The sequence below is a fragment of the Peribacillus sp. S4 genome, assembly GCF_046715815.1.
GTDB classification, from domain to species: Bacteria; Bacillota; Bacilli; order Bacillales; family DSM-1321; genus Peribacillus; species Peribacillus frigoritolerans.
This window is the reverse complement of the sequence record NZ_CP175708.1, coordinates 2,856,150-2,879,237: the sequence shown is the minus strand read 5'-3', so window position 1 is coordinate 2,879,237 and position 23,088 is coordinate 2,856,150. Positions and strand designations below refer to the sequence as shown.

General features: G+C 39.5%; 15 protein-coding genes. 13 read left to right on the top strand and 2 right to left on the bottom strand.

The features are described from left to right. Positions 1-93 precede the first annotated feature (93 nt). The 4 genes from ACJ9PY_RS13650 to ACJ9PY_RS13635 all read left to right on the top strand — a co-directional run bounded on the left by ACJ9PY_RS13650 (position 94) and on the right by ACJ9PY_RS13635 (position 5,235). Positions 94-1,599: a UxaA family hydrolase gene (locus tag ACJ9PY_RS13650; protein ID WP_145505445.1), complete on the top strand. Its 1,506-nt coding sequence runs from the start codon at positions 94-96 to the stop codon at positions 1,597-1,599. A gap of 44 nt (positions 1,600-1,643) precedes the next feature. Further along, positions 1,644-2,657, top strand: a complete 1,014-nt coding sequence (locus ACJ9PY_RS13645) for a zinc-binding alcohol dehydrogenase family protein (RefSeq protein ID WP_063576106.1) — start codon at positions 1,644-1,646, stop codon at positions 2,655-2,657. Positions 2,658-2,719: 62 nt separating this feature from the next. Next, positions 2,720-4,207, top strand: coding sequence for a tagaturonate reductase (locus ACJ9PY_RS13640; RefSeq protein WP_411738347.1), 1,488 nt, complete (start codon positions 2,720-2,722; stop codon positions 4,205-4,207). A 323-nt stretch (positions 4,208-4,530) separates the two neighbouring features. Beyond that, on the top strand, positions 4,531-5,235 hold the full coding sequence (locus ACJ9PY_RS13635) for a TerC family protein (RefSeq protein ID WP_057277507.1): 705 nt from the start codon (positions 4,531-4,533) through the stop codon (positions 5,233-5,235). 189 nt (positions 5,236-5,424) lie between these two features. On the opposite strand, the gene ACJ9PY_RS13630 is transcribed toward ACJ9PY_RS13635, so the two are convergent. Further along, positions 5,425-6,906 (bottom strand): aldehyde dehydrogenase family protein, encoded by a 1,482-nt coding sequence (locus ACJ9PY_RS13630; protein WP_278089720.1) that lies wholly within the window; start codon positions 6,904-6,906, stop codon positions 5,425-5,427. 502 nt (positions 6,907-7,408) lie between these two features. Between ACJ9PY_RS13630 and ACJ9PY_RS13625 the strand changes: the two genes are divergently transcribed. The 9 genes from ACJ9PY_RS13625 to ACJ9PY_RS13585 all read left to right on the top strand — a co-directional run bounded on the left by ACJ9PY_RS13625 (position 7,409) and on the right by ACJ9PY_RS13585 (position 21,695). Continuing rightward, positions 7,409-9,241 (top strand): sigma-54-dependent Fis family transcriptional regulator, encoded by a 1,833-nt coding sequence (locus ACJ9PY_RS13625; protein WP_278089719.1) that lies wholly within the window; start codon positions 7,409-7,411, stop codon positions 9,239-9,241. A 242-nt stretch (positions 9,242-9,483) separates the two neighbouring features. After that, entirely contained in the window at positions 9,484-10,629 is a 1,146-nt protein-coding gene (locus ACJ9PY_RS13620) for a histidine kinase N-terminal domain-containing protein (RefSeq protein WP_411738346.1), read from the top strand. A gap of 802 nt (positions 10,630-11,431) precedes the next feature. After that, positions 11,432-12,850, top strand: a complete 1,419-nt coding sequence (locus ACJ9PY_RS13615; RefSeq protein ID WP_411740281.1) for an amino acid permease — start codon at positions 11,432-11,434, stop codon at positions 12,848-12,850. Positions 12,851-13,359: 509 nt separating this feature from the next. Next, on the top strand, positions 13,360-14,112 hold the full coding sequence (locus ACJ9PY_RS13610) for a hypothetical protein (protein ID WP_082854619.1): 753 nt from the start codon (positions 13,360-13,362) through the stop codon (positions 14,110-14,112). Positions 14,113-14,378: 266 nt separating this feature from the next. After that, positions 14,379-15,374 (top strand): cation diffusion facilitator family transporter, encoded by a 996-nt coding sequence (locus tag ACJ9PY_RS13605; protein ID WP_411738345.1) that lies wholly within the window; start codon positions 14,379-14,381, stop codon positions 15,372-15,374. A 166-nt stretch (positions 15,375-15,540) separates the two neighbouring features. Then, positions 15,541-16,284: a Cof-type HAD-IIB family hydrolase gene (locus ACJ9PY_RS13600; protein WP_176526331.1), complete on the top strand. Its 744-nt coding sequence runs from the start codon at positions 15,541-15,543 to the stop codon at positions 16,282-16,284. A gap of 78 nt (positions 16,285-16,362) precedes the next feature. Then, positions 16,363-17,711 (top strand): IS3 family transposase gene (locus ACJ9PY_RS13595; protein WP_411738344.1). Its coding sequence is split into 2 segments (ribosomal slippage): positions 16,363-16,822 and positions 16,822-17,711, totalling 1,350 coding nucleotides; the frame shifts between segments, so codons are not numbered across the junction. 181 nt (positions 17,712-17,892) lie between these two features. Beyond that, positions 17,893-18,891 (top strand): NAD(P)H-dependent flavin oxidoreductase, encoded by a 999-nt coding sequence (locus tag ACJ9PY_RS13590; protein WP_411738343.1) that lies wholly within the window; start codon positions 17,893-17,895, stop codon positions 18,889-18,891. A 407-nt stretch (positions 18,892-19,298) separates the two neighbouring features. Continuing rightward, a complete protein-coding gene (locus ACJ9PY_RS13585) occupies positions 19,299-21,695 on the top strand; it encodes a YhgE/Pip family protein (RefSeq protein ID WP_411738342.1) in 2,397 nt (798 codons plus the stop codon). 767 nt (positions 21,696-22,462) lie between these two features. Here ACJ9PY_RS13585 and ACJ9PY_RS13580 read toward each other — a convergent pair. Further along, complete coding sequence (locus ACJ9PY_RS13580; protein ID WP_048679624.1) at positions 22,463-23,062, bottom strand: exonuclease domain-containing protein; 600 nt, start codon at positions 23,060-23,062, stop codon at positions 22,463-22,465. Between the last annotated feature and the right edge of the window lie 26 nt (positions 23,063-23,088).

Here is a 23,088-nt window from a genome sequence, read left to right as displayed (position 1 = left end):
AATTAAAAAAATTCAAGGGAAAAATGAAAGGGCTTTCGGAATGGATTGACGTTACCTTTAGAACTTCTTCACTCATGATAAGGAGGGAACAAAATGAAAAAATTTGTTCAATTGCATTCGAACGATGATGTTGTTATTTCCTTGGAGGGGATTCAGAAAGGACAGAGCCTCCAGATTCAAACAAAAGATAGGGGAATGATCCATATCAAGGCACGTGATGACATTCCTAAAGGGCATAAAATGTTAGTGAATCCGGTTAAGCGAGGGGAGGACGTAATCAAATTTGGCTACTCGATCGGAAAAGCTAAAGAAGATCTCTCCATTGGAGATTGGGTTCACACCCATAATCTGACATCAGGTTTGCATGGCATATTGGATTACTCCTATCAACCTAGCAGACAAAAAACAAAAGAACCCAGTCAAAATCATACCTTCCAAGGATATATCCGTGAAAATGGTGAAGTGGGTATCCGGAATGAAATCTGGATCATCAATACGGTAGGCTGCATCAATAAAACATGTGAACTTCTCGCCAAAATGGGCAGTGAGCAATTTAAAGATCGTCAAATCGATGGAGTTCATCACTTTTCCCACCCCTACGGTTGTTCTCAATTGGGAGATGATTTGACCCATACGCAGAAACTATTGGCAGCCTTGGCTCAACATCCAAATGCAGCAGGGGTTTTAGTTGTAGGATTAGGGTGTGAGAACAATCAAATCGAAGCATTTAAAGAAGTTATAGGCGAATTTCCTCCAAGTCGGATTAAATTTTTAAAAGCCCAGGAGGTTCAAGATGAATTGGAGAGCGGCTTACGTTTAATGGGGGAACTAGTGGACTATGCAGAAGGGTTCGTACGCCAGAACGTACCAGTTTCAAAGTTGAAAATAGGCTTGAAATGCGGTGGTTCCGATGGTTTTTCAGGCATTACTGCTAATCCATTGGTTGGTGCGGTTTCCGACTTAATTGTGGAAAATGGCGGGACCACGATATTGACAGAGGTTCCTGAGATGTTTGGAGCGGAAACGATATTGATGAACAGGGCGAGGGATGAAGAAACCTTTAAGAAAATCGTTGGCCTTATAAATGATTTCAAACAGTATTTCATTCGCCATGATCAAGAAATTTATGAAAACCCTTCACCTGGAAACAAGGAAGGCGGCATAAGTACACTGGAGGAAAAATCACTTGGATGTACACAAAAAGGGGGACATGCCACTGTAGTGGATGTAAGCCCATATGGACAACGAGTAGAGAAGCATGGTTTGAATTTAATCAATTCTCCTGGAAATGACCTGATTTCGGTGACGGCTTTGGCAGCAGCCGGCGCACATATCGTTCTATTCACTACGGGAAGAGGAACACCATTCGGCGGACCGGTGCCAACTGTAAAAATAGCCACTAATTCGGATTTAGCCGATCGTAAAAAGCACTGGATTGATTATAATGCCGGCCGGTTAATTGAAGGTCAAAAGATGGATGAATTAAAGGACGATTTATTCCATTACATTCTTGAGCTTTCATCCGGTAAAAAGAAAACGAATAATGAAAAATTCGGATATAGGGAGATTAGCATCTTTAAAGAAGGTGTCATTCTCTAATAGTTAAAGGTTTCTATTAAGCTATAAAAAAGGAGTGTTAATCAGTGAAAAGTATCGTTTGTGAACAACCTTTTGAATTTAAGATGATACAGTCGGAAAAACCCGTACCAAACTCAGGGGAAGCTTTGATTCGTGTGCGGCGAATAGGTATATGCGGTACGGATATCCATGCCTATGGAGGCAATCAACCCTTTTTTAGCTATCCCCGAATACTTGGCCATGAATTATCCGGTTATATTGAGTCCATACCGGAAAATGAATCTGGGCTTAATGTCGGGGATCAGGTATCGATCATCCCCTATATGGAATGTGGAGAATGCCTGGCTTGCAGAAGTGGAAAAACGAACTGCTGTACGGATATGAAAGTGTTGGGTGTACATGCTGAAGGCGGCATGAGTGAGTGGATTACGGTTCCTTATAATCATTTGGTGAAAACAGAGGGTCTCACACTTGATCAATCCGCAATGATAGAGCCATTAAGTATCGGGGCTCACGCAGTTAGGCGTGCCGCTATTCATAAAGGGGAATTTGCACTAGTGATTGGTGCTGGTCCCATTGGCTTGGGAGTCATGGCATTCGCTAAAGAACAGGGTGCGAAGGTGATCGCAATGGATGTAAATGATGAACGCCTTGCGTTTGCTGGCAAATGGGCAAATGCCGATTATACTTTGAATGTTTTGGAGAATCCAATGGAGAAATTGGCCCAATTGACGAATGGAGATATGCCAAGCGTGGTATTTGATGCGACAGGTAATGCTAAGTCAATGATGGATTCTTTTAAATATCCTGCTCACGGCGGAAGATTGATTTATGTCGGTTTAGTTAAAGCTGATATTTCCTTCAATGATCCTGAATTCCACAGTAAAGAGCTTACATTGATGGGAAGCCGCAATGCAACAAGGGATGACTTTGATTATGTCGTGAATACGCTGAAAAATGATTTGTTGGATATGAGCCAGTATATTACACACCGCACACATTTGGATGAAATGATCAATCAATTTGAAGGATGGTTAACTCCTGAAGCTAAAGTGATCAAGGCGATTGTCGAAATATAAGCAGTATGCTGTTAAATCGCACTCTGAATTGGATATTTCAATAAGAAAGGAATTCTTTGATCATGAACATAAATAAAAGTCCACTAAAGCGTTTGAGTAAAGATACAAAAGCTGTCCAATCCTCACATAAAATGGATTTCCCCATAAAAGTATTGCAGATTGGTGAGGGGAATTTTCTTCGGGGCTTCTTTGATTGGATGATTCATGAGTGTAATAAACAAGGTCATTTCAAGGGAAGCATTGCAGTTACCCAGCCCCGCCGCGCCGGGAAAGGGAAAATAGAGGAAGCGAAGCGGCAAGATGGACTGTATACATTAATGTTACGTGGTTTTCACCAAGGGAAGAAAGTGGAACATACAGAGATCATTTCCGTTTTTTCAAAGGTAATTGATCCATATGAAGAATGGATGGAATTTTTAGCACTTTCAGAAAATCCTGAATTGGAATTTGTAGTTTCCAACACGACTGAAGCAGGACTCAAATACCAGCCGATTCCTTTGGAAGAAGGAAAGCCGATGGAATCTTTTCCAGGAAAGCTGACTGCTTTTTTGTATCATCGCTATCTGCATTTCAACGGGGATGCGAAAAAGGGACTGATCATGCTTCCATGTGAGCTTTTAGAGAGAAATGGTGATTCATTGAAGCAATATGTTCTTAGGCATAGCAGGGATTGGGATTTACCAAAGCCATTCATGGAGTGGGTGGACCGGGACAACCTATTCCTAAACTCGCTTGTAGACCGTATCGTTACAGGATTTCCAGCCAATGAGTCGGACACCCTATTCGCTGAATGGGGATACAAGGATACTCTGCTAAATACGGCAGAACCCTACCATTTATGGGCTATTGAAGGTGACCCTTGTATCGATCAACGTCTTCCTTTACAACAATCCGGATTGAATGTGCATTGGGTAAAAGATTTGACACCTTATCAAATGAGGAAGGTAAGGATACTTAATGGTTCACATACCTTGTTGGCTCCTTTAGGTATTTTATCTGGATTGGAAGAAGTAAAACAGGCAATCGATCATCCGGAATTCAACCAATTTCTAAGCAATGCCATCGAAAAGGAAATAATTCCTTCATTACCTTTTGATCAAAATGAGATGATGCAATATGGGGAAAGCGTTCTTGAGCGATTTAAGAATCCTTTTGTACATCACCTCCTGGCCGATATCTCGCTGAACAGCATTTCGAAGTTCAAGGCTCGTCTCCTTCCTACCCTAGAGGAATATCATGAGGCGAATGGCACGCTGCCCGACTGTATCGTAAGAGGTTTTTCGGGCCTGATCCGATTTTATAGGGTTAATGAAATGAAGGGGAGTTATATTGGTAAAAGCTTTGCGGGTAAAGACTATGTCGTTAAAGATGATATAAAGGCAATTGAATTTTTCCAGGAACAATGGCTTCGTTATGATAAGGGGGAAGTCCCGCTTAGACAATTGATAGAGGCAATCTTAAGTAATCAATATCTATGGGGGAAGGATTTGAGCGATATCCCGAGCCTAGGAAATAAAATATGTCAATATCTAGAAGGGATGATCGACTAAAATAATCCGTTGAAAGGATATGAACAAGGTTAAGTTCATGAATAACATTACTATCTATTATTTTTTTCTTTATTTTATTTGTATTTTTGGTATACTGAATTAGTGATATTTTTTCTTGGTAGTTTCCTAATGGAAAGATATTAAAAGAATTACATATTCTTTTATTCCCGTGAAGGGGAGTAGCGTCAGGGATAACCTGAAATAAAGTCGTCATTACGTGGGAACCCCACCGGCTTTATTGGCCTAATTCATTTAGTGCTTAGCGAGACCTTTGCCATTTATGGCAGAGGTCTCTTTATTTTTGTAAAAAGGAGGAATTTGTGTTGGATTTTTTATCAGGTGAATTCATTTCAGGACTTTTAGCGATCATTATGATAGATTTGGTTCTAGCCGGTGATAATGCGATCCTTATTGGATTGGCTGCAAGAAAGCTTCCAAAAGAACAGCAAAAAAAGGTGATAATATGGGGAGCGGTCGGGGCAATAGTGATAAGGATCATTGCAACGCTGCTAGTTGTTTGGCTATTAGAGGTGCCAGGACTGCATTTAATAGGGGGATTACTTCTTGTATGGATTGCTTATAAGCTCCTTATCGATGAAGAAGAACATGATGTGAAGCCTGCAGACTCGATGTGGGCTGCCATAAAAACCATCATTATTGCAGATGCATTGATGGGATTGGACAATGTCCTAGCGGTTGCAGGTGCTTCTCATGGTAATTTCATTTTAGTGGTGATCGGTTTACTTGTATCAATTCCAGTAGTGATGTATGGAAGCACTTTGATCCTGAAACTGATCGAACGCTTCCCATTCATCATAATAATTGGTGCGGGAATACTAGGCTGGACAGCTGCTAAAATGATCGTAGCTGAACCTTTCATGCACGACTACTTTGCAAATCCCTTCATTAAATATGGATTTGAAGCGATAGTGGTGATTGGAATCCTGTTTGCCGGGATTTCAAGACAGAAAAATATCGAAAAAGAAAAAGCAAACAGAGAAAAAATGCAAATCGAACGTAATGGATAATCGATACAAAGAGACCTTTCGGATGAAAGGTCTCTTCTTTTTGTCTATGCCATATAAGTACAAAACAAGAAAAGGGACGAACCAAAGTCCGCACTTTGGTTCGTCCTTTTGCGAATTAGCAAACGATAACATGCACTTCAATCATGATATCTTAGCCAAATGAGCATATGGAGCGTTCACTCTGTTATTTTAGTTTAAGTTAATCCAGACACTTTTGACTTCCGTATAATTATCCAAAGCATAACTGCCCATTTCCCGACCGATTCCACTTTGTTTATACCCGCCAAATGGAGAAGCTGCATCAAATGCGTTATAGCAGTTTACCCAAACTGTACCCGCCTTTAATTCATTAGCGACATAATGGGCTTTTCTTACATCCTGTGTCCATAAACCTGCAGCCAATCCGTATTCTGAGTTATTTGCACGGTTTATCACATCATCCAAATCGTCAAAAGGCATCGCAGCTACAACAGGACCGAAGATTTCCTCTTTAGCGATTGTCATTTCGTCTTCAACGCCTGCAAATATTGTAGGAGTTACAAAATAACCCTCTCCTTGTCCGTAATTGCCCCCGGTAACCACTTCAGCTCCTTCAGACTTTCCTTTTTCAATATAACCGCCGACTCTTTCCATTTGTTCACTGGATACCAAAGGCCCTATCTGGGTAGATGGATCAAGACCGGCCCCTTGTTTAATGTTTTTTGCATGGGACACTAAGTCTGCTACCACGTTATCATAGGATTTCTTTTGAATGTACAGGCGGGAACCGGCACAGCAAACTTGTCCTTGATTAAACATGATGCCCATTAAAGCTCCAGGAATGGCTTTACTCATATCTGCATCCGGTAAAATGATATTAGGTGATTTCCCGCCTAATTCCAACGAGATTTTTTTCACGGTTCCCGAAGCTTGGCGCATGATCATTTTCCCTACTGAGGTTGAACCGGTAAAGGCAATTTTATCGACATCAGGATGATCTACAAGCGGTGACCCTGCTGTTTCACCAAATCCTGGTATGACATTGAGAACGCCTGGAGGAAAACCTGCTTCAAGCGCCAATTGTCCTAAATATAAGGCTGAAAGCGGCGTTTGCTCCGCTGGTTTTAAAACGATCGTACATCCGGTGGCAAGGGCTGCGCCTAATTTCCATGCGGCCATAAGTAGGGGGAAATTCCAAGGGATGATCTGACCTACCACTCCAACCGCTTCATGACGGGTATAATTGAAGTAATTCCCAGCAACAGGTATTGTTTGTCCTACTATCTTAGTGGTCCATCCCGCATAATAACGGAAGTGATCGATTGCAAGGGGGACATCGGCATTAGTGGTTTCGCCAATTGGCTTGCCATTATCCAGGGTATCCAATTGCGCTAACGCCTCTTTATGTTCCTCCATGAGGTCCGCTAATTTATAAATGAGGCGACTGCGTTCAGATGCACTCATTTTTTTCCAAGGACCTTTGTCGAACGCCGTACGTGCTGCTTTGACTGCTTTATCTACATCTTCCGGACCCGCTTCACTCACAACCGCTAAAACCTTGCCGTTTGAAGGATCGAGAGTCTCAAAGGTTTTTCCTGAAGCAGCTTCCACCAATTCCCCATTTATCAAAAGCTTTTTGGTGCCCTTCAAGAATTCTTGCACACGTGGATTGAGTTTAATAGTTTGTTCCATGTATAATACCCCTTTTCAATTGGATTATATGTTCGATATTTGTTTGGACAATGGCTCTAAGTAAAAGGATCAGACATACTATTATGTTTTTTTCCAATTTCCTTTGGCAGACTTGCATCAAATCACTTTAAAACTGGATTGCTTGATTTCTTTCTTTCCCCCCTTTATCAAAAGGAATCAATATCTCGACATGTAATTATGCAAGACTGATGCCATAACAAAAAACCGATGAAATCAGTTAAAAAGGTGGTGGAGGGAAAAGGGAAGGTGCCTTACTGTTCCATATTGGAACAGGCAGGTGTTCCAATATGGAACAAAAAAGTTTAGTAGTTCACATAAGCTTGTTTTCATTTTGGTGGATATCTGAATTTTCTGTTATAATTAAATTGAAGGAACGAACCCTGAATGCTCTAAAACTTTGGATCACTTAGAGTTTCATTAATGAAATTGAATAAAAAACAGAAGCCGATTTACTTGATTATACATACGGGAGGATTATTCAATGTCTGTTAATATAAGCGCGGATAAAGGAACCATACCGGCATTTATTCAAGAATCATGGCAGCGGTGCATTTCGAAGGGACTTCAGCCAAGCATGATGGAAAAGGAAGATATGCTTGGTGCTTTTGAGTTGGCCGAATACCACGATCGATATGCGGAACTTCTGTACCATTCTTCTCCCATTTTAGAAGAAGTTTATCATTCGATTAATGGTTTGGAGTCCATTTTATTACTTGCTGCTCCTGAAGGATATATCATCGAAACAGTTGGGGATCCAGCTTTCATCCGCCATGCAGATAATGTTTCCTTAAGAAAAGGGGCCAATTGGCTAGAGGAATCAAAAGGAACAAATGCAATAGGAACAGCCATAGTGGAGAGGAATCCTGTATTGATTCATGGCAGTCAACACTTTCATCAGGATAACCATTTTCTTACTTGTGCCGCATCACCCATTTATCACCCTGATGGGCACCTGCTTGGTGTTTTGAACTTAAGCAGTCATCAACAGAATTATCATCCTTTTTCCATTAGCTTAGTTCAGAGGGTGGCTGATAGCATCAAACAAGCACTCTTGTTGTCCCAAACACAAAAAAGGGAGAAAAACCTTTATTTTATATATGATTCATACCCTGATCCGTTAATTACCCTAGATAAAGAAGGGAAAGTTACAGATCTCAATTCAGCGGCGTCAGATGTTATCGGCACATTGGAAAAACCGGTATCGAATATTGTATCAGGAACTGACCCACTCGTTTTAGAACGGAGGGTTTCCATTAAAGACCAGGAATTCTTGGTTCAAACCCTTGGCAAAAATATGGAACATCAATCATCCGTGATCGTACGGTTAAAAAAACAGAAATTGATTGATGGATTAACAACCAATCGTTATCAATTTACCGATATAATAAGTAATGATCCGCAAATGAATCAAACCATATCCATTGCTAAAAGAGCTTCAGCGCTTGATATCAGCTTGCTAATCACTGGAGAAAGCGGAACGGGAAAAGAACTGTTCGCTCAATCCATTCATGGGTATAGCTTAAGAAGTGATAAGCCATTCATCGCCATTAATTGCAGCGCAATTCCAGAAAACTTATTGGAAAGTGAGTTATTTGGGTATGAAAAGGGTGCCTTTACTGGAGCAAAAAGCGGCGGGCATAAGGGGAAGTTCGAAGCTGCAGATGGCGGAACCCTGTTTTTGGATGAAATCGGGGACATGCCGCTTCAAGCTCAAGCGTCTCTGCTCCGTGTGCTTCAGGAACGATGTGTGACGCGTGTCGGCGGACATGCTTCCATTCCAATCGATGTCAGGGTCATTGCTGCCACCAACAAAGACTTACAAAAAGAAATGGAAGCTGGAGAATTCCGTGCAGATTTATTTTTCCGCCTTTGTGGATTATCTTTAAAACTTCCAAATCTGAGGAGTCGTAAAGATTTATTGCTCTTAGCAGAATACATTTTAGCGGATTTACCTTATAAGAGCGAACATACTGAACTGACAGTCGAAGCTAAAACATTCATTTTGGGATATTCGTGGCCAGGAAATTTCCGTGAATTGCAAAACGTTCTCGGACAGGCTGCATTCCTAGCTGATAAGGGCCCGATTACAAGGGACATGCTTGTGGCACTTTGTCCTGTTTCTTCCATTACAAATGAGGAAGGGGCAATTGCCGATCGAGAACCAAGAAACTTTCAAGAACAAGAAACCCAGCTTATCAGAAATGCATTGGAACGAACAGGTGGAAATATCAGTAACGCCGCGAAACAACTCGACATCGGCCGAAATACGCTTTATAGAAAAATGAAAAAATATGGAATCAACTTTCAAAAGTAAGAGTTCCTTAGTATATAAAAAATATGTATGATAATTTTTCTTTTAAAATCTCTCAGATTCCCGACCTGATTTGGTCGGTTCTTGTTATTGCAAGTAACTATATGCGAACATGCATACCTTGTCTCCTTATAAGCTACATTTCACTACTATAAATAATGAAGTGCAGGAAATCAAAATCTCATATAGAATGATGTTATTGATATAGTATCTAAATTTCCGTAAGGGGATGTGTGGTCAATAGTATGAAGTTGTCATCTGAACATAAGAAGTATAAATTTGTATTGATCCAATATTTGGAAGAAAAAGAATCTGAGTTTTTAAATGAATGGAACGAGACTATTAAGATCAATGAAATAGATCCCTACAAAGAAAAGATTAAAGAAAATGGTTATGGAATGTACTCACTGGTGATCCAAACTTTCAAGGAAGTACTATCTGAAGATTTGCTGATTAAATTGGCTTACCAGGTTGCAAAAGAACGTCTTGAAGCGAATATCAACATTGGGGATTTTCTATATAATATCAATTTGGGGAGAAATATCATAATCAGAAATCTTTTTGGGGCAAATATCCCGATTAATTATATGCAGAAATTCATTAATGACATCAACTTGCACTTTGATACGTTCAGCTACCATGCAGTAACGAGATATACGAATCTTACAAATGAAGTGATTGAGGAAAAAAAGTCTTATATAAGTGAAAACCACAAAGATAAATTAGCGGTATTGGGCCAGATATCATCAAGCTTTGTACATGAATTCCGAAATCCTCTTACAGCTATCATGGGGTTCAATAAATTACTGAAGAGGGAGAATCCGGATTTGAAGTATTTGGATATCATTGATTATGAGTTAAATCAGCTGAATTTCAGGATAACCCAATTCCTCCATACCTCTAAATCAGATTTTAATGAGGAACAAAGAGAGGAAATTTCAGTGTTAAAGCTAATTGAAGAAATTCAAGAACTGACTTATGCAAATATTGTGGATGCCAGTGTTAATGTGGAAATAGATATTTATCCAAACTTCGTCATGACAGCGAGCAAGGATGGGTTAAAACAAGTGTTCTTGAATCTTTTTATAAATTCGATTGATGCCTTAAAGGATAAGGAACATCCAAGAATTTTGAGGATAAACTCTTTAATCGAGGCGAATGAGAGAATAATTAGAATTTCAAATAATGGACCGGCCATTGCCAGTGAATTGATTGAATCTATTTTTGAACCCTTTGTCACGACGAAAGAGTTAGGAACGGGAATTGGGTTATACGTATGTAAAAAAATCATTGAAAGTAATGATGGATATATGAATTGTGTCTCCAATGAAAATTTAACCACATTCAGCATCAATTTCCCTAAAGTCCAGAATGAGCTTCAAAGGGTATAATACATATCATATAGTGACTTTTCATAAAGTAAAATAGTATACATATCGATATTTTTCGAAGCATGTACAGATTTTTGATTAATGGGAAAGGCTGTTTCGGAACTGCCGGTATTACATAAAATCATTCTCAAGAAAATAAATATATTTGGAAGATGCAAAATCATAATTTGGTTTTTGGCATCTTCTTTTTATCTCTGTTATTTTTCGGTATGTAAAGGTGTCGAAATCTAAAATGAAATCAGTTAAATTGTCATTTTTAATTCAATTGTGAATCAAAAAGGGTGAATAATTAATATATGAATCAAAAAATGCATTTATGATGCAACAATGAATCGTTTTTAATCCGTAAAAGCGTTAAACCCTAATTAACTAACTATCCTTTTTTTGGCATGGATATTGCTTTTATTTTATATAGGTATGAAATTTTAATGAGAGAGGGTGCTTTTATAAAAAACGAAGATTGAGGAAAGAAAGAATAAGAGCTGGTTATTTTACAGAAAAGAACTTCACTCAACAAAAAGCGAAAGTGAAATATCAACAAGGACCATTGTACGTTCCGTGTAATTCATTGAGGGGCTGATGGTAGTAAAGAGACAGTATAAATAGAAATGCATTACCGGTTAATAGAATATACGCTGTTCAATATACATATAACGATTGTGAATTTGGCCTCATGAAAACGAATGATGAAACGGGTAAAGGACTGTTAACATTGTTTTTTTGAATGAAAGATTTCTACTAGGGTACCCATGAGCAGTGGTTTACTGCGTACAAAACGTTAAATTGACAGTTTTTAAGGATGGTGACAATAGTGGCACTTCAAACAAATGAATTGAAACATGGTCTCAAGACCAGGCATGTCACAATGATTTCTATTGGCGGGGTAATTGGGGCAGGGTTATTTATCGGAAGCGGAACCATAATTGATTCAGCTGGTCCTGGTGCGATTTTATCGTATATAATCGCAGGATTGATGATCGTGCTTATAATGCGTATGCTGGGTGAAATGGCTGTTGTAAATCCTGATAGCGGATCCTTCTCAACATATGCACATCAAGCATTCGGTCCTTGGGCCGGATACACGATCGGCTGGTTATACTGGTTCAACTGGGTTATCATCATTGCTATTGAAACTACGTTATTGGGAACTATGATTCATGATTGGTTTCCTGGTATACCTATATGGGCTGCCAGTCTATCTTTCCCTATATTAATGACGATTACGAATATTTATTCAGTCAAAGCTTATGGGGAATTTGAATACTGGTTAGCTTTCATGAAAGTGGCTGCCATTGTAATATTCCTCTTCCTTGGTGCCGCCATGATTTTTGGATTGGTTCCGGGATTTGATTCACCAGGCCTTTCAAACATAACTGGAGCGGAAGGATTTTTACCAAAAGGTTTTCTGCCTGTCCTTCTTAGTGTGATATTCATCACTTTCTCTTTATCGGGAAGTGAGGTAGCTGCCATTGCTGCAGGAGAGTCTGAAAACCCTGAAAAAAACATTATTAGAGCCATAAACAGTGTCGTATGGCGTCTTCTTCTTTTCTTTGTTGGTTCAGTGACCGTGTTGGTTCTCGTAATCCCCCAAGGTGCTGAAGATTTACTGAAAACCCCCTATGCCAGCGTATTTGACATGGCAGGCCTGCCGGCAGCGGGTCAAATCATGAATATCGTAATCTTCACTTCATTGCTTTCTGTTTTGAATTCAGGCCTATATACTAGCTCTCGTATGTTATATTCTTTATCAAAAAAAGGTGATGCACCGAAAATCCTTTCCCGAGTGAATAAGCGGGGAATCCCGACTTGGGCGTTAATGGCAAGTGTTTTCTTTGCTTATGTGTTCACGACATTTAAATTTGTTTCCCCTGATAAATTGTTTGCTTTTCTCGCAAACAGCTCGGGAGGGGTCACGATGATCATGTATATCTTTATCGCCTTTTCTCATCTATATTTACGGAAAAAGACGGAAAAAGAAAATCCCGGGACACTCAAAGTGAAAATGTGGCTATTCCCTTATTTAACCTATGCGACCATTGCCGTTTTATTTATTATATTCGTTGCTCAGGCGTTTATTGATTCCATGAGATTGCAATTCTTTCTTACAACCCTTCTCACGATTCTAGTTATTGGGTCATACTTTCTGTTTTATCATAAGAAAAACGTAATTGCTGCTGAACAAGAAGGAAAACTAAAAAATATCCACGTTAAGGAAGGGTGAGGAATGTAGTCGCTTTGTCCGATTATAGAGAAAAAAGATTGACTATTCTAATAAAAGACTGCCTTTAGTGGGGAGCTCCGTTGTCGACTATAGGGGTTTCGAAATAGTCTCTACCCAAACTATGATTTTAAAAGAAGACTAAGTTATACTTCATGTTTTTACTTTTTTACGGGGGTTGTACACTTTGAACGTGAGACCCCGCAGGCGAAAGCCGAGGGCCGACCACCCGCGGAAAGCGAGTGCCCTACGTTCCAATCAACGTCCAAATTGTACAAGCCATAAAAATAGACAAACTCGATTTACATCGAGTTTGTCTACAGCCTGGGCTGCCCTTAGTGGGCAGCTTTTTTTCTGGTTCCAAAAATGATTGCATTCATTGCATGGGGGCGTTTATATATAATCGTAACCTTGACTGCCACCCCCTCTGTACAATTATGATACTCATTCATTTGCAACTTTGAAATCCTTTGCTAGAATATAATCTATAGAAAAGATTAGGAGTGGTGACTGTGGCTGAAACTCCAGCTGAAGGTTTGATTCATTATATTGCACCAAAAGGAGAGTATATCCCTTTTTTAGATGATACGGACTATATCGCTAAAGGATTGGAATGGAAATTATTCACTGCCCGTTCGGTTAAAAGAGAACTATTATATAAAAGCGGAAGTTTTCAAGCAAAAGTCAAATTGGCAGGTTATGAACAATATGGCAACGGACTTGACACTATTGTCGTTGAATTTGAAAATGGTAAGCTTAGCTGCATTAACCCTTCCTATTTAAAGGAAATGCAAAGCTCCAGTTTCGGAAAAGAATTGTTGAGTGGCCCGGTTTCCGAAACCGCCGCAGTTTCAAGTGAAATTGAGCAGGTGGATGAAGCACCAATTACGGAAAACGCCGATCAGCCAAGTGCAGAACCAAAAAAGGCAAAAACCAAAACTAAAAAGACGACAGCAAAACCTAAATTGGACTTGCCTGGGGAAAAAGTGCATTTCACCGCGACTATCAAGGAGTTCACGGCAAAAATGAACCATTTCACTGGTGAAGAAGATGAAGTCATACTCTTGGAGAATGTCAAAGTGACAACGGAGCCTGAATTGACTATCGGCGATGCTTGGTGTGGATATAGCAAGACATTAAAAAAAGCTGAGCTCGAAGAAGGAGACGCAATCGAATTTGATGGAAAAGTGGTCGACAAAAAATACAATAAAGAAATACGCTATAAAGTAAATAATCCATCCAAGTTAGTGAAAAAAGAAGGATAAACACTCGAAGTTATTGGATGATATGGAGTAAGCAGCCGCTTACTCCTTTTTTTATTTGCCGTATTCAGGCATCTAAAGAAATGAATGATTACATGAACTTATTAGAATAGATGCGTCCACCACTGGAATATATTCGTTTGTGGGAGATACACCGTATAACCTTTCTCCAATCGTATTGGTTTTGCGTTTGTGGTTTCATATTTTCCAGTGTTGGGGATAATACATTATGATCATGCATTTATAAAAAAATAAGGGGGGATTTCCATATGAAAGAATTATTTCGATTATTGAAACAAGGTAATAAATCGGCGTTCATTGCTGCCTGTGTGAATAGTATCATCGCAGTGCTAAAGGGGATTGCCTATTTCATGACAGGAAATGTCGCTATGTTTGCTGAAACTTTACATACTTTGGGTGATGCTGCGAATCAGTTTTTCGTCTTCATTGGTTCTGCATTAAGTAAAAAGTCACCAACTGATCGATTCCCTGATGGTTTTGGACGTTTGGTTAACCTTGTATTACTAGGGGCAGTATTGGTTGTCGGGATCATGTCTTATGAAACGATTAAAGAAGGGTTCCATCACATTTTACACCCTTCAGAATCAACTGGTATCCTTATTAACTTGTCAGTCCTTTCGTTAGCGGTTGTGTTGGAATCATATGTATTATTTAAAGCGATGAAAGAAGTGGTCCATGAGACTGGAATCGAAGCTAAAGGGGCAGCCGTCATATTCAAGAGCTTTTCTGGTTTAAAAAGGGCAAAACCAGCGACGAAATTAGTATTTATGGAAGATATGGTAGCGACAGGTGGCGGCGTCCTTGCGATAATTGCCATATTATTAGCAAACTTCACGCCTTTTATCCAAGCGGAAGGAGTTGCTTCCGTCATGATCGGTCTTGGTATGTTCTATGTGGTTGGAAGGGTTTTTCTTGACAATGCTGCTGGTGCTCTTGGGGAAGCCGATATTGAAATGCGGCAAAAAATTGGTGCGATGGTCATGGATGATCTAGACGTAAGGGATATACAGAAACTGGCCGTAATAAAAGAAGGGGAAGATTTTCATGTTGAACTTGAAGTTGAACTGGATCCCCATATTTCAATCGCACAGGCGGACGACATTAAAGATCGTCTGTTTAATCAAATATTAAAGGAAAGAGGGGTAACGGACGTCATTATAGAATTTGATGAAAATGATGGTATCCCAAAATGGGAAGGTCAGATAAAAAAAGCATTGAATGAAATCAAAAAAGACAGCGAGTAGAAATAATGGCAGAATACAAAATGTCATGATCAGGATTATTGTGTGATTATAAATCAAGACACTAATGATAATGCTGTTCAATTCATCACGTACTTTCCTTGGGTATGCATTATAAGCTATCATGGACTTAGTTACATAATGAAGGATTATGGAAGGGTGAATAAGAATGGAGAAACAAAATATTAAGCTAGTTGCACTTGATATGGATGGCACACTTCTCAATAAGGCTGGAGAGATATCTGAAGAAAACCGGAGAGCGATAAAAGAAGCCGAAAATGAAGGGGTTTTTGTGGTATTGAGCACAGGAAGATCCTATGCGACGTGCAGTGATTTTGCAAAGTCAATGGAACTCCAATCATACCTCATTACAGTAAACGGAAGCGAAATTTACGATAACCAAGGAAAACTGGTGGAAAGGAATATCGTCGATAGTGAATCCATACAATGGATGTGGGAATTAAGCCAAAAACATGGTACACATTTTTGGGCCATTAGCTGCGATAATATTTACAGGGCTGAAATGCCTGAGAAAATCCATGATTCGCAATGGCTTAAATTCGGTTTTGATACAAATGATGCAAGCATCCGCCAAATCATCATGGATGAACTGGCATCAAAAGGAACCTTTGAAATAAGCAATTCAAGCCCAACGAATATTGAAGTGAATGCCATGGGCGTCAATAAAGCGAAAGCGATAAAGCTCGTATGTTCACTGCTCGACATTACCATGGAAAATGTAATGGCAGTGGGTGACAGCCTTAATGACCTTGCAATGATTTCTGAAGCAAAAGTGGGTGTGGCAATGGGAAATGCCCAAGAAATTGTGAAAGAAAAAGCAGATTGGATTACAGCGACAAACGAAGAAGATGGTGTAGCTAAGGCCATTCGGAAATGGGTGCTTTCAAATTGAATCGAAACTGTATATGGGGCGTATTTGAACTGCCCCGTAAATGTTAGACACCAAACTAACATTTACGGGGTGTTTTTTATGGCTAATTTTTCTGCCGAACAGAAAATATTCATTACACGACTTTACCTTGAAGGAAAGCACAGCTATATGGATCTTCAAAAAATATTTGAAGTTTCGTATCAAGTGATTCAAGGATGGGTTCGTTTATACCAAATTCAAGGAGCCGATGGATTTAAGAAATCCTATACAAGTTATTCTACGGAGTTTAAAATGGATGTACTTAATTATATGAATGAAACGGGTATATCTTCTTACGACGCAGCCGCAAGGTTTAATATTTCATCTCCAGCACTAATTCGGACGTGGAGAATAAATGTTAATGCCTATGGATTAGATGCCCTAATTTCTAAGAAAAAGGGGAGACCATCCATGAAAAAAGATATCAATCCATCCAAACAAATTGAAGGTTCGGTTAAAGAGCTTGAAGAACGAATTAAACAACTAGAAATGGAGAATGCGTATTTAAAAAAGTTAAATACTTTAGTTCAAATGCAGGAAAAATTACAACCCAAATCAAAGCGCAAGTAATTTATGAACTAAAGTCCATTTATGAGGTTGTGGCCTTAATTAAAGTCGCTGATATTCCACGTAGCACGTACTATTATTGGGAAAAACGCTTGAATCGAGAAGATAAGTATTCGAAGGTAAAAGCCACTATTCAGTCTATCTATCATGAACATAAAGGACGTTACGGTTATCGTCGTATCACAAAAGAGTTAAAAAAATATGGGTTTTCTCACAATCCAAAGACCATCAACCGCCTCATGAATGAAATGGGCGTAAAATGTTTAGTCCGTATGAAAAAGTATCGTTCGTATAAGGGGCGTGTTGGTCGAATTGCCCCCCATATTTTACAACGTGATTTTCAAGCCGAGAAAATGAATCAAAAATGGGTAACAGACGTAACGGAATTTCATTTATTTGGGGAGAAACGTTACCTATCCCCTATCCTTGATTTATGTAATGGTGAAATTATTGCCTACAAAGTGATGAAACGCCCTGTTTATAAACTTGTTGGAGATATGTTAGATGAGGCGATTAAACACCTAAAACCAGAAGATACGGTCATCCTCCATTCGGATCAAGGGTGGCATTATCAAATGAAGAAGTATCAAAAAACCTTAAAAGATTCCCGCATTATACAAAGCATGTCCCGTAAGGGAAATTGTTTAGATAACGCAGTCATTGAAAACTTTTTTGGCTTGTTAAAGTCTGAATTGCTTTATCTCCAAGAGTTTGAAAGTATGGAGCACTTTGAAAAGGAATTAGATGATTATATTCATTACTATAACCACAAACGAATGAAGGTAAAATTAAAAGACCTGAGTCCGATAGAATACCGAACTCAGGTCTTAGAAGCTGCTTAAATTATATGTCTAACTTTATTGGGTCAGATCAATTCCATATACAGTTTTTTTATTTAAATGACGCTGAATGACAATTAAATTTTAGCTGCTGAATTAATTTCTTGAAAATTGCGTCTTTTAGAAGTATGATAATCTTGTAGTGTTATATTTTGGTAATATATTAATAATGGGAGGTTTAAGGATGACAAGTAGTTTGCCTGAACAGTGGTGGAATCAATTATCTTTACCGGTTATCTCAGCACCTATGTTTTTAATATCCGGTCCTGAGTTAGTGAAAGAATGCTGTTTGAATGGGGTGATCGGCTCTTTTCCAGCACCGAATGCGCGGCCGATAGAGGTACTGGATCAATGGATGGGTGACATAAACGATACATTGATTGCAGCAAAGGATAAAGAACCAGGCTCAAAGATCGCTCCATGGGCAATGAATATGGTTGTTCACCGTACATATAGCCGGCTTGAAGAAGAGTTGGAATTGGTCAAAAAGCATCAGCCTCCCATCGTCATTACATCATTAGGTTCACCAAAATATGTGGTGGATGTCGTACATAGCTATGGCGGGTTGGTCTTTTCGGATGTCAGCTCTGTGGATTTTGCAAAAAAAGCTGCGGAGTCTGGTGTGGACGGATTGATCTTGGTTGCTGCGGGAGCAGGCGGTCATGCTGGTGAGATAAATAGCTTTGCTTTCGTGGACAGCGTAAGGACATTCTGGGATGGAATCATTTTGCTCGCCGGATCGATCAGTACTGGTCACAGTATCTTGGCAGCTCAGGCGGCAGGAGCGGATCTTGCATATATGGGTACACGTTTTATCGTGGCGAAAGAGAGCAGGGCAAATGATGAATATCGTGAAATGCTTGTCGATTCTGACCATGATGACATCATCTTGACCGATGCATTTTCAGGCGTTAATTGTAATATGCTTAAACCGAGCATCAGGAAGGAAGGCTTGGACCCAGAACAATTAGCCAAAAAAGAAAAAGTCGATTTTGACAGCATGTCCAAATCGTCTGAATCTAAAGCGTGGCGTGATATTTGGTCAGCGGGTCATGGTGTGGGGGCGATTAAAAAAATAGATACCGCTGCAGGCATCATAAGACAATTAGAAAAAGAGTATCAGGAGTCCTTGAAGAAATTGACCGGGCAGGCGGAAAAATTAAAAGGAATTATATCGAAATGATATGAAAGCGCTTTATTTAATTGTGCTTACATGGCAAAAAAGGGTACCCATTATGGGTACCCTTTTTTGCCATGTAATATCAGAGCTAATTCATAATAAAGTATTTTCAGCTTAAAAGGCAATCTAAATGGATTTAAAGATAAAAGCAGTAAAGATAGGATGTATCGCTGTGAAAAAATATTGATAAAAAGATGGATAAATGTTATATTATTTTCGTGATAATGACCAAATGAACAATTTAGTCATAAATTATTGTTTGTTTTAAAAGTAATATATATTTAGGTGAAAATGAAGAATGTTAAATTTACATTGCAGAAGCATATAACTTAATTTAACATTCTTTCATGCGTTTTCCCGAGATAGATTAAATAAACGGCATATTCGTCGTATAGGAGGGCTTGGTAGGCGTGTTAAAATCTTTAAAGGGTGAATTTTTAGCCATAATAAAACATCCTATGATACTCATTTCCATAATAGGGATCATACTGATTCCTTTATTATATAGCGGCACATTCCTTTGGGCATTTTGGGATCCATATGGTAAGGTGGACCAATTGCCTGTAGCCATTGTCAATTTGGATGAGGGTGCGGAGTTCAATGAAACGGAACTTACAATAGGAAAAGATTTAGTCAAGGAGTTAAAGGAAAAGAAGGATTTCGATTGGCATTTCGTCAGTCAAAAAGAAGCCAATGAAGGCCTGGAAAATCAAGATTATTACATGAAAATAGAAATTCCGAAAAACTTTTCGAAGAATGCAACGACTTTGCAGGAGGACAATCCGAAAAAACTTGATTTAATTTATACGTCCAATGAAGGGTTTAATTATATATCCACTAAAATAGGTGATGCAGCTTCGGAGAGAATCAAAGGGGAGGTTTCGTCAGCGGTTACGAAAACCTATGCGGAGTCAATGTTCGATAATTTGAACGAAGTGGGTGACGGACTCAAAAGTGCCAGTGATGGAGCTGGAGAATTGAAAGACGGAACAGATACAGTGAAAAACGGCTCCAGTGAACTTGGTGAAGGGATTATCTCAGCAAAAGAAGGTTCCAAAAAAGTGGATGAAGGAATTGACTCCCTTCATTCAGGTTCTGTCGAAATCCATGAAAACCTGGAAAAATTAGCTGAAAAATCATTGACCTTTTCGAATGGGGTCGGTTCGGCAGCTGCAGGATCAAAGGAACTTAATCAAGGGTTACAACAGTTCAGCTCTGGTGTTGGGCAAATGAAAGATGGTCAATCCGAGCTTTTGCAAGGGGCCAAGAAATCTGAAGCGGGAACTGGTGAATTGGCTTCTGGATTGCAACAGTCATTAGAGGGCTTCAATCAAATAGATGAAAAGCTGCCCGCTTTAACTGAGGGAGCAAATGGTGTAGCGGCTGGTGCCGCCCAGCTTTCAGGTTCATTGTCTGAATGGAGCGCAGCATCGAACGAAGCAAAAGCGGGGGCATCTGAAGTTTCGGCAGGTTTGAATGAGGTTATTTCCGGATTGGAACAACAATCTGAAGCTACGGATGATCCTGCAGAGAAAGCGCGTTTGGAGGGAGTGATTTCTTCTCTAACACGCATCAGTGAAGGTAGTAAAGGAGTATCTGAAGGAGTGGGAAAACTATCGGCCAGTGCAACCGAAATTGCTAAAGGCTCAAATAGCCTTAGTGATGGAGCCAATCAGTTAAGTGAAGGCACTAGTGCATTAAGCGGCGGTTTCACGCAATTGAAGCAAGCTCAGGATAAACTTGCCAATGGGGCGAATGAACTGAAAAATGGCCAAGGTCAATTGGTGTCTGGTTTGACAACATTTGGCGAAAGTATAGATTCAGCGCAGAGTGGACTTGGACAATTAACTGAAGGCAGCAATAACTTGGTAAGCGGGCTTGATCAGCTTGAAGATGGCTCCAAGCAATTATCAAGTGGAACCTCACAGCTTTCCGAAGGTTCGGAAGGCCTGGTTACAGGAACGGATAGATTGAAGGAGGGTTCAAACAGCCTAACTAGCGGAATGGGAGAACTGGCGAATGGAGCCATTAAGTTACAAGATGGTATCGCCAAACTTTCAGATGGATCTGCAGAATTACATGACGAATTGAATGACGGGGCAAATGAGGCAGGCAAGATCAAATCCAATGAAGAAGTTTATGACATGTTTGCAAGCCCAGTTAAAGTAGATAAATTACCAATTAATAATGTACCGAACTATGGCACCAGTTTTGCACCGTATTTAATTTCATTAAGTTTATTTATCGGGGCTATCGTTCTGACGATCATTTTCCCGCTAAGAGATCCTGCTGTTATACCTGCGAGTGGATTTAGCTGGTTTATTAGTAAATACAGTGTCATGGCACTCATCGGAATCTGTCAAGCCATATTGGTGGACTCGATTTTAATTTTAGGTCTTGGAATCAATGTTACGAGCCTGCCGTTGTTTTTTGCAGTAAGCATTCTTGCTAGCTGCACATTCATGGCAATCATCCAGTTCCTGGGTTCAGCCTTTGACAATCCAGGCCGGTTCATAGCATTATTGATTTTGATTCTCCAACTGACCAGCAGTGGCGGAACATTCCCCAATGAATTAGTACCTGGCTTCTTGCAAGGATTCACACCGTTCCTGCCGATGACTTATTCCATTAATGCTTTTCGTGCTGTCATCTCAACAGGAGATTATAGCTTCATGTGGCACAATCTTGCTATATTGGCGATATTCCTCGTTACGGCATTAATATTATCTCTTCTTTACTTTATTTATAGGTATAAGAAAATGAACGGCACATTGAATGAAAAACAGGAAGAAGCAATTGTACAATGATCAAAAAAACAGCGACCCGTCTAGGTCGCTGTTTCAAACTGTAGACAAATTCGAGGAAAACTAGTTTTTCTACAGTTTTTTTTAAAAAAATCCAGTTGATTGAAGAAATCCGCTCCCTTTCCGCCGACTGTCTTCCAAGCCTCCTCGACGCAAGCGTCTGTGAGGTCTCGGCTAGCCAGTTGTTCGGCAGGAGTGTTGCAAATTTCTTCAATCTTGATAGGATTTCACCCCATATAGTAAACAGTAAAAAATTATGGAGTAAAACCAAGTCTCGTTTTAAAATAATGGTAATAATTTCAGATTCGGGATAATGCCGTTTCGGCTCCACTTTTGTCGACAACGGGGTTTCTATCTATATTTTAAAACAAAGTTGATTGGAGCTTGCGTTCAAGACTCCTTGGAAAAGCGTGTACAAGGGAGACACTACAGACGTAAAGACCGCCCGCGGAAAGCGAGTGCGCTACGTTCCAATCAATGTTCAAATTTAAACCCCTCAAAATAACGTTCCTGTTGATTTCATCCAGATAAAAAAGTGAAAATACATGAAGGATAACTAAGTATCCTTTTATAATAAACTGAAACAGCGACCCGTCTGGGTCGCTGTTTTTTGATAAATATCAAGTAATAAGTGAAATGCAGGAAAATAAAAGGCTTCCTAAAATAAAAACCACCTTAAAGATATGCATTACTGTTCTCATGGAATGGGCCACGGTTTGTTTGTGACAAAACATTGGTGCACCATGACAATGAAGTAATTATTTATACGGCTATACCCTTGTTTTTTGGGAAGCAGGTGCATATTTCTTCATTGGATTTTTTGCAATGACATCCTTCAAATAAGGATGGCCAGAAGGACCTGGTTTTCTCATAAGCTCCATTAGGTAAGATATATCGTCCATGGCCCTATGTGTTTGAAAATTGGTGATATTATGTGCCTGCAGTAATGTTAAGAGTTTACTATTCTCAAATCCATATTGCTTCCAAGGTACATTACGCATCGTACAGTACCACTTTTGATCATTGATTTCCGGATACATTTGGTAGAGAAAACTTCTATCGAAAGAAGCATTGTGTGCGAAAATAGAATCGGTACGGTCAATGAAGGTTTTAATTTTTTCATCATGAAAACTCTTTCCTTCTACGGAGCTGTATGGAATTCCATGAATTCTGTATGCTTGATCATAATTCCTTCTTGCTCCATAGGAGAGAGGCTCCCTTAAAAATGATTCTTGATCAATAAGATTTATGATTTCCCCTGTTTCACTGCTGTATGTAAAGAGTATAAGGGCAAGCTCGATAATTTCATCTGAAGAGGGACGTAAACCAGTGGTTTCTACATCCAGTACTAAACCTAATCTATTAGTCAATTTTTTTTCCTCCAGTTGGGTTACAT

Coding starts and splice junctions, on each gene's coding strand:
- ACJ9PY_RS13650 (WP_145505445.1), top strand. CDS start 94: ATGAAAAAATTTGTTCAATTGCATTCGAACGATGATGTTGTTATTTCC.
- ACJ9PY_RS13640 (WP_411738347.1), top strand. CDS start 2,720: ATGAACATAAATAAAAGTCCACTAAAGCGTTTGAGTAAAGATACAAAA.
- ACJ9PY_RS13630 (WP_278089720.1), bottom strand. CDS start 6,906: ATGGAACAAACTATTAAACTCAATCCACGTGTGCAAGAATTCTTGAAG.
- ACJ9PY_RS13625 (WP_278089719.1), top strand. CDS start 7,409: ATGTCTGTTAATATAAGCGCGGATAAAGGAACCATACCGGCATTTATT.
- ACJ9PY_RS13620 (WP_411738346.1), top strand. CDS start 9,484: ATGAAGTTGTCATCTGAACATAAGAAGTATAAATTTGTATTGATCCAA.
- ACJ9PY_RS13605 (WP_411738345.1), top strand. CDS start 14,379: ATGAAAGAATTATTTCGATTATTGAAACAAGGTAATAAATCGGCGTTC.
- ACJ9PY_RS13600 (WP_176526331.1), top strand. CDS start 15,541: ATGGAGAAACAAAATATTAAGCTAGTTGCACTTGATATGGATGGCACA.
- ACJ9PY_RS13590 (WP_411738343.1), top strand. CDS start 17,893: ATGACAAGTAGTTTGCCTGAACAGTGGTGGAATCAATTATCTTTACCG.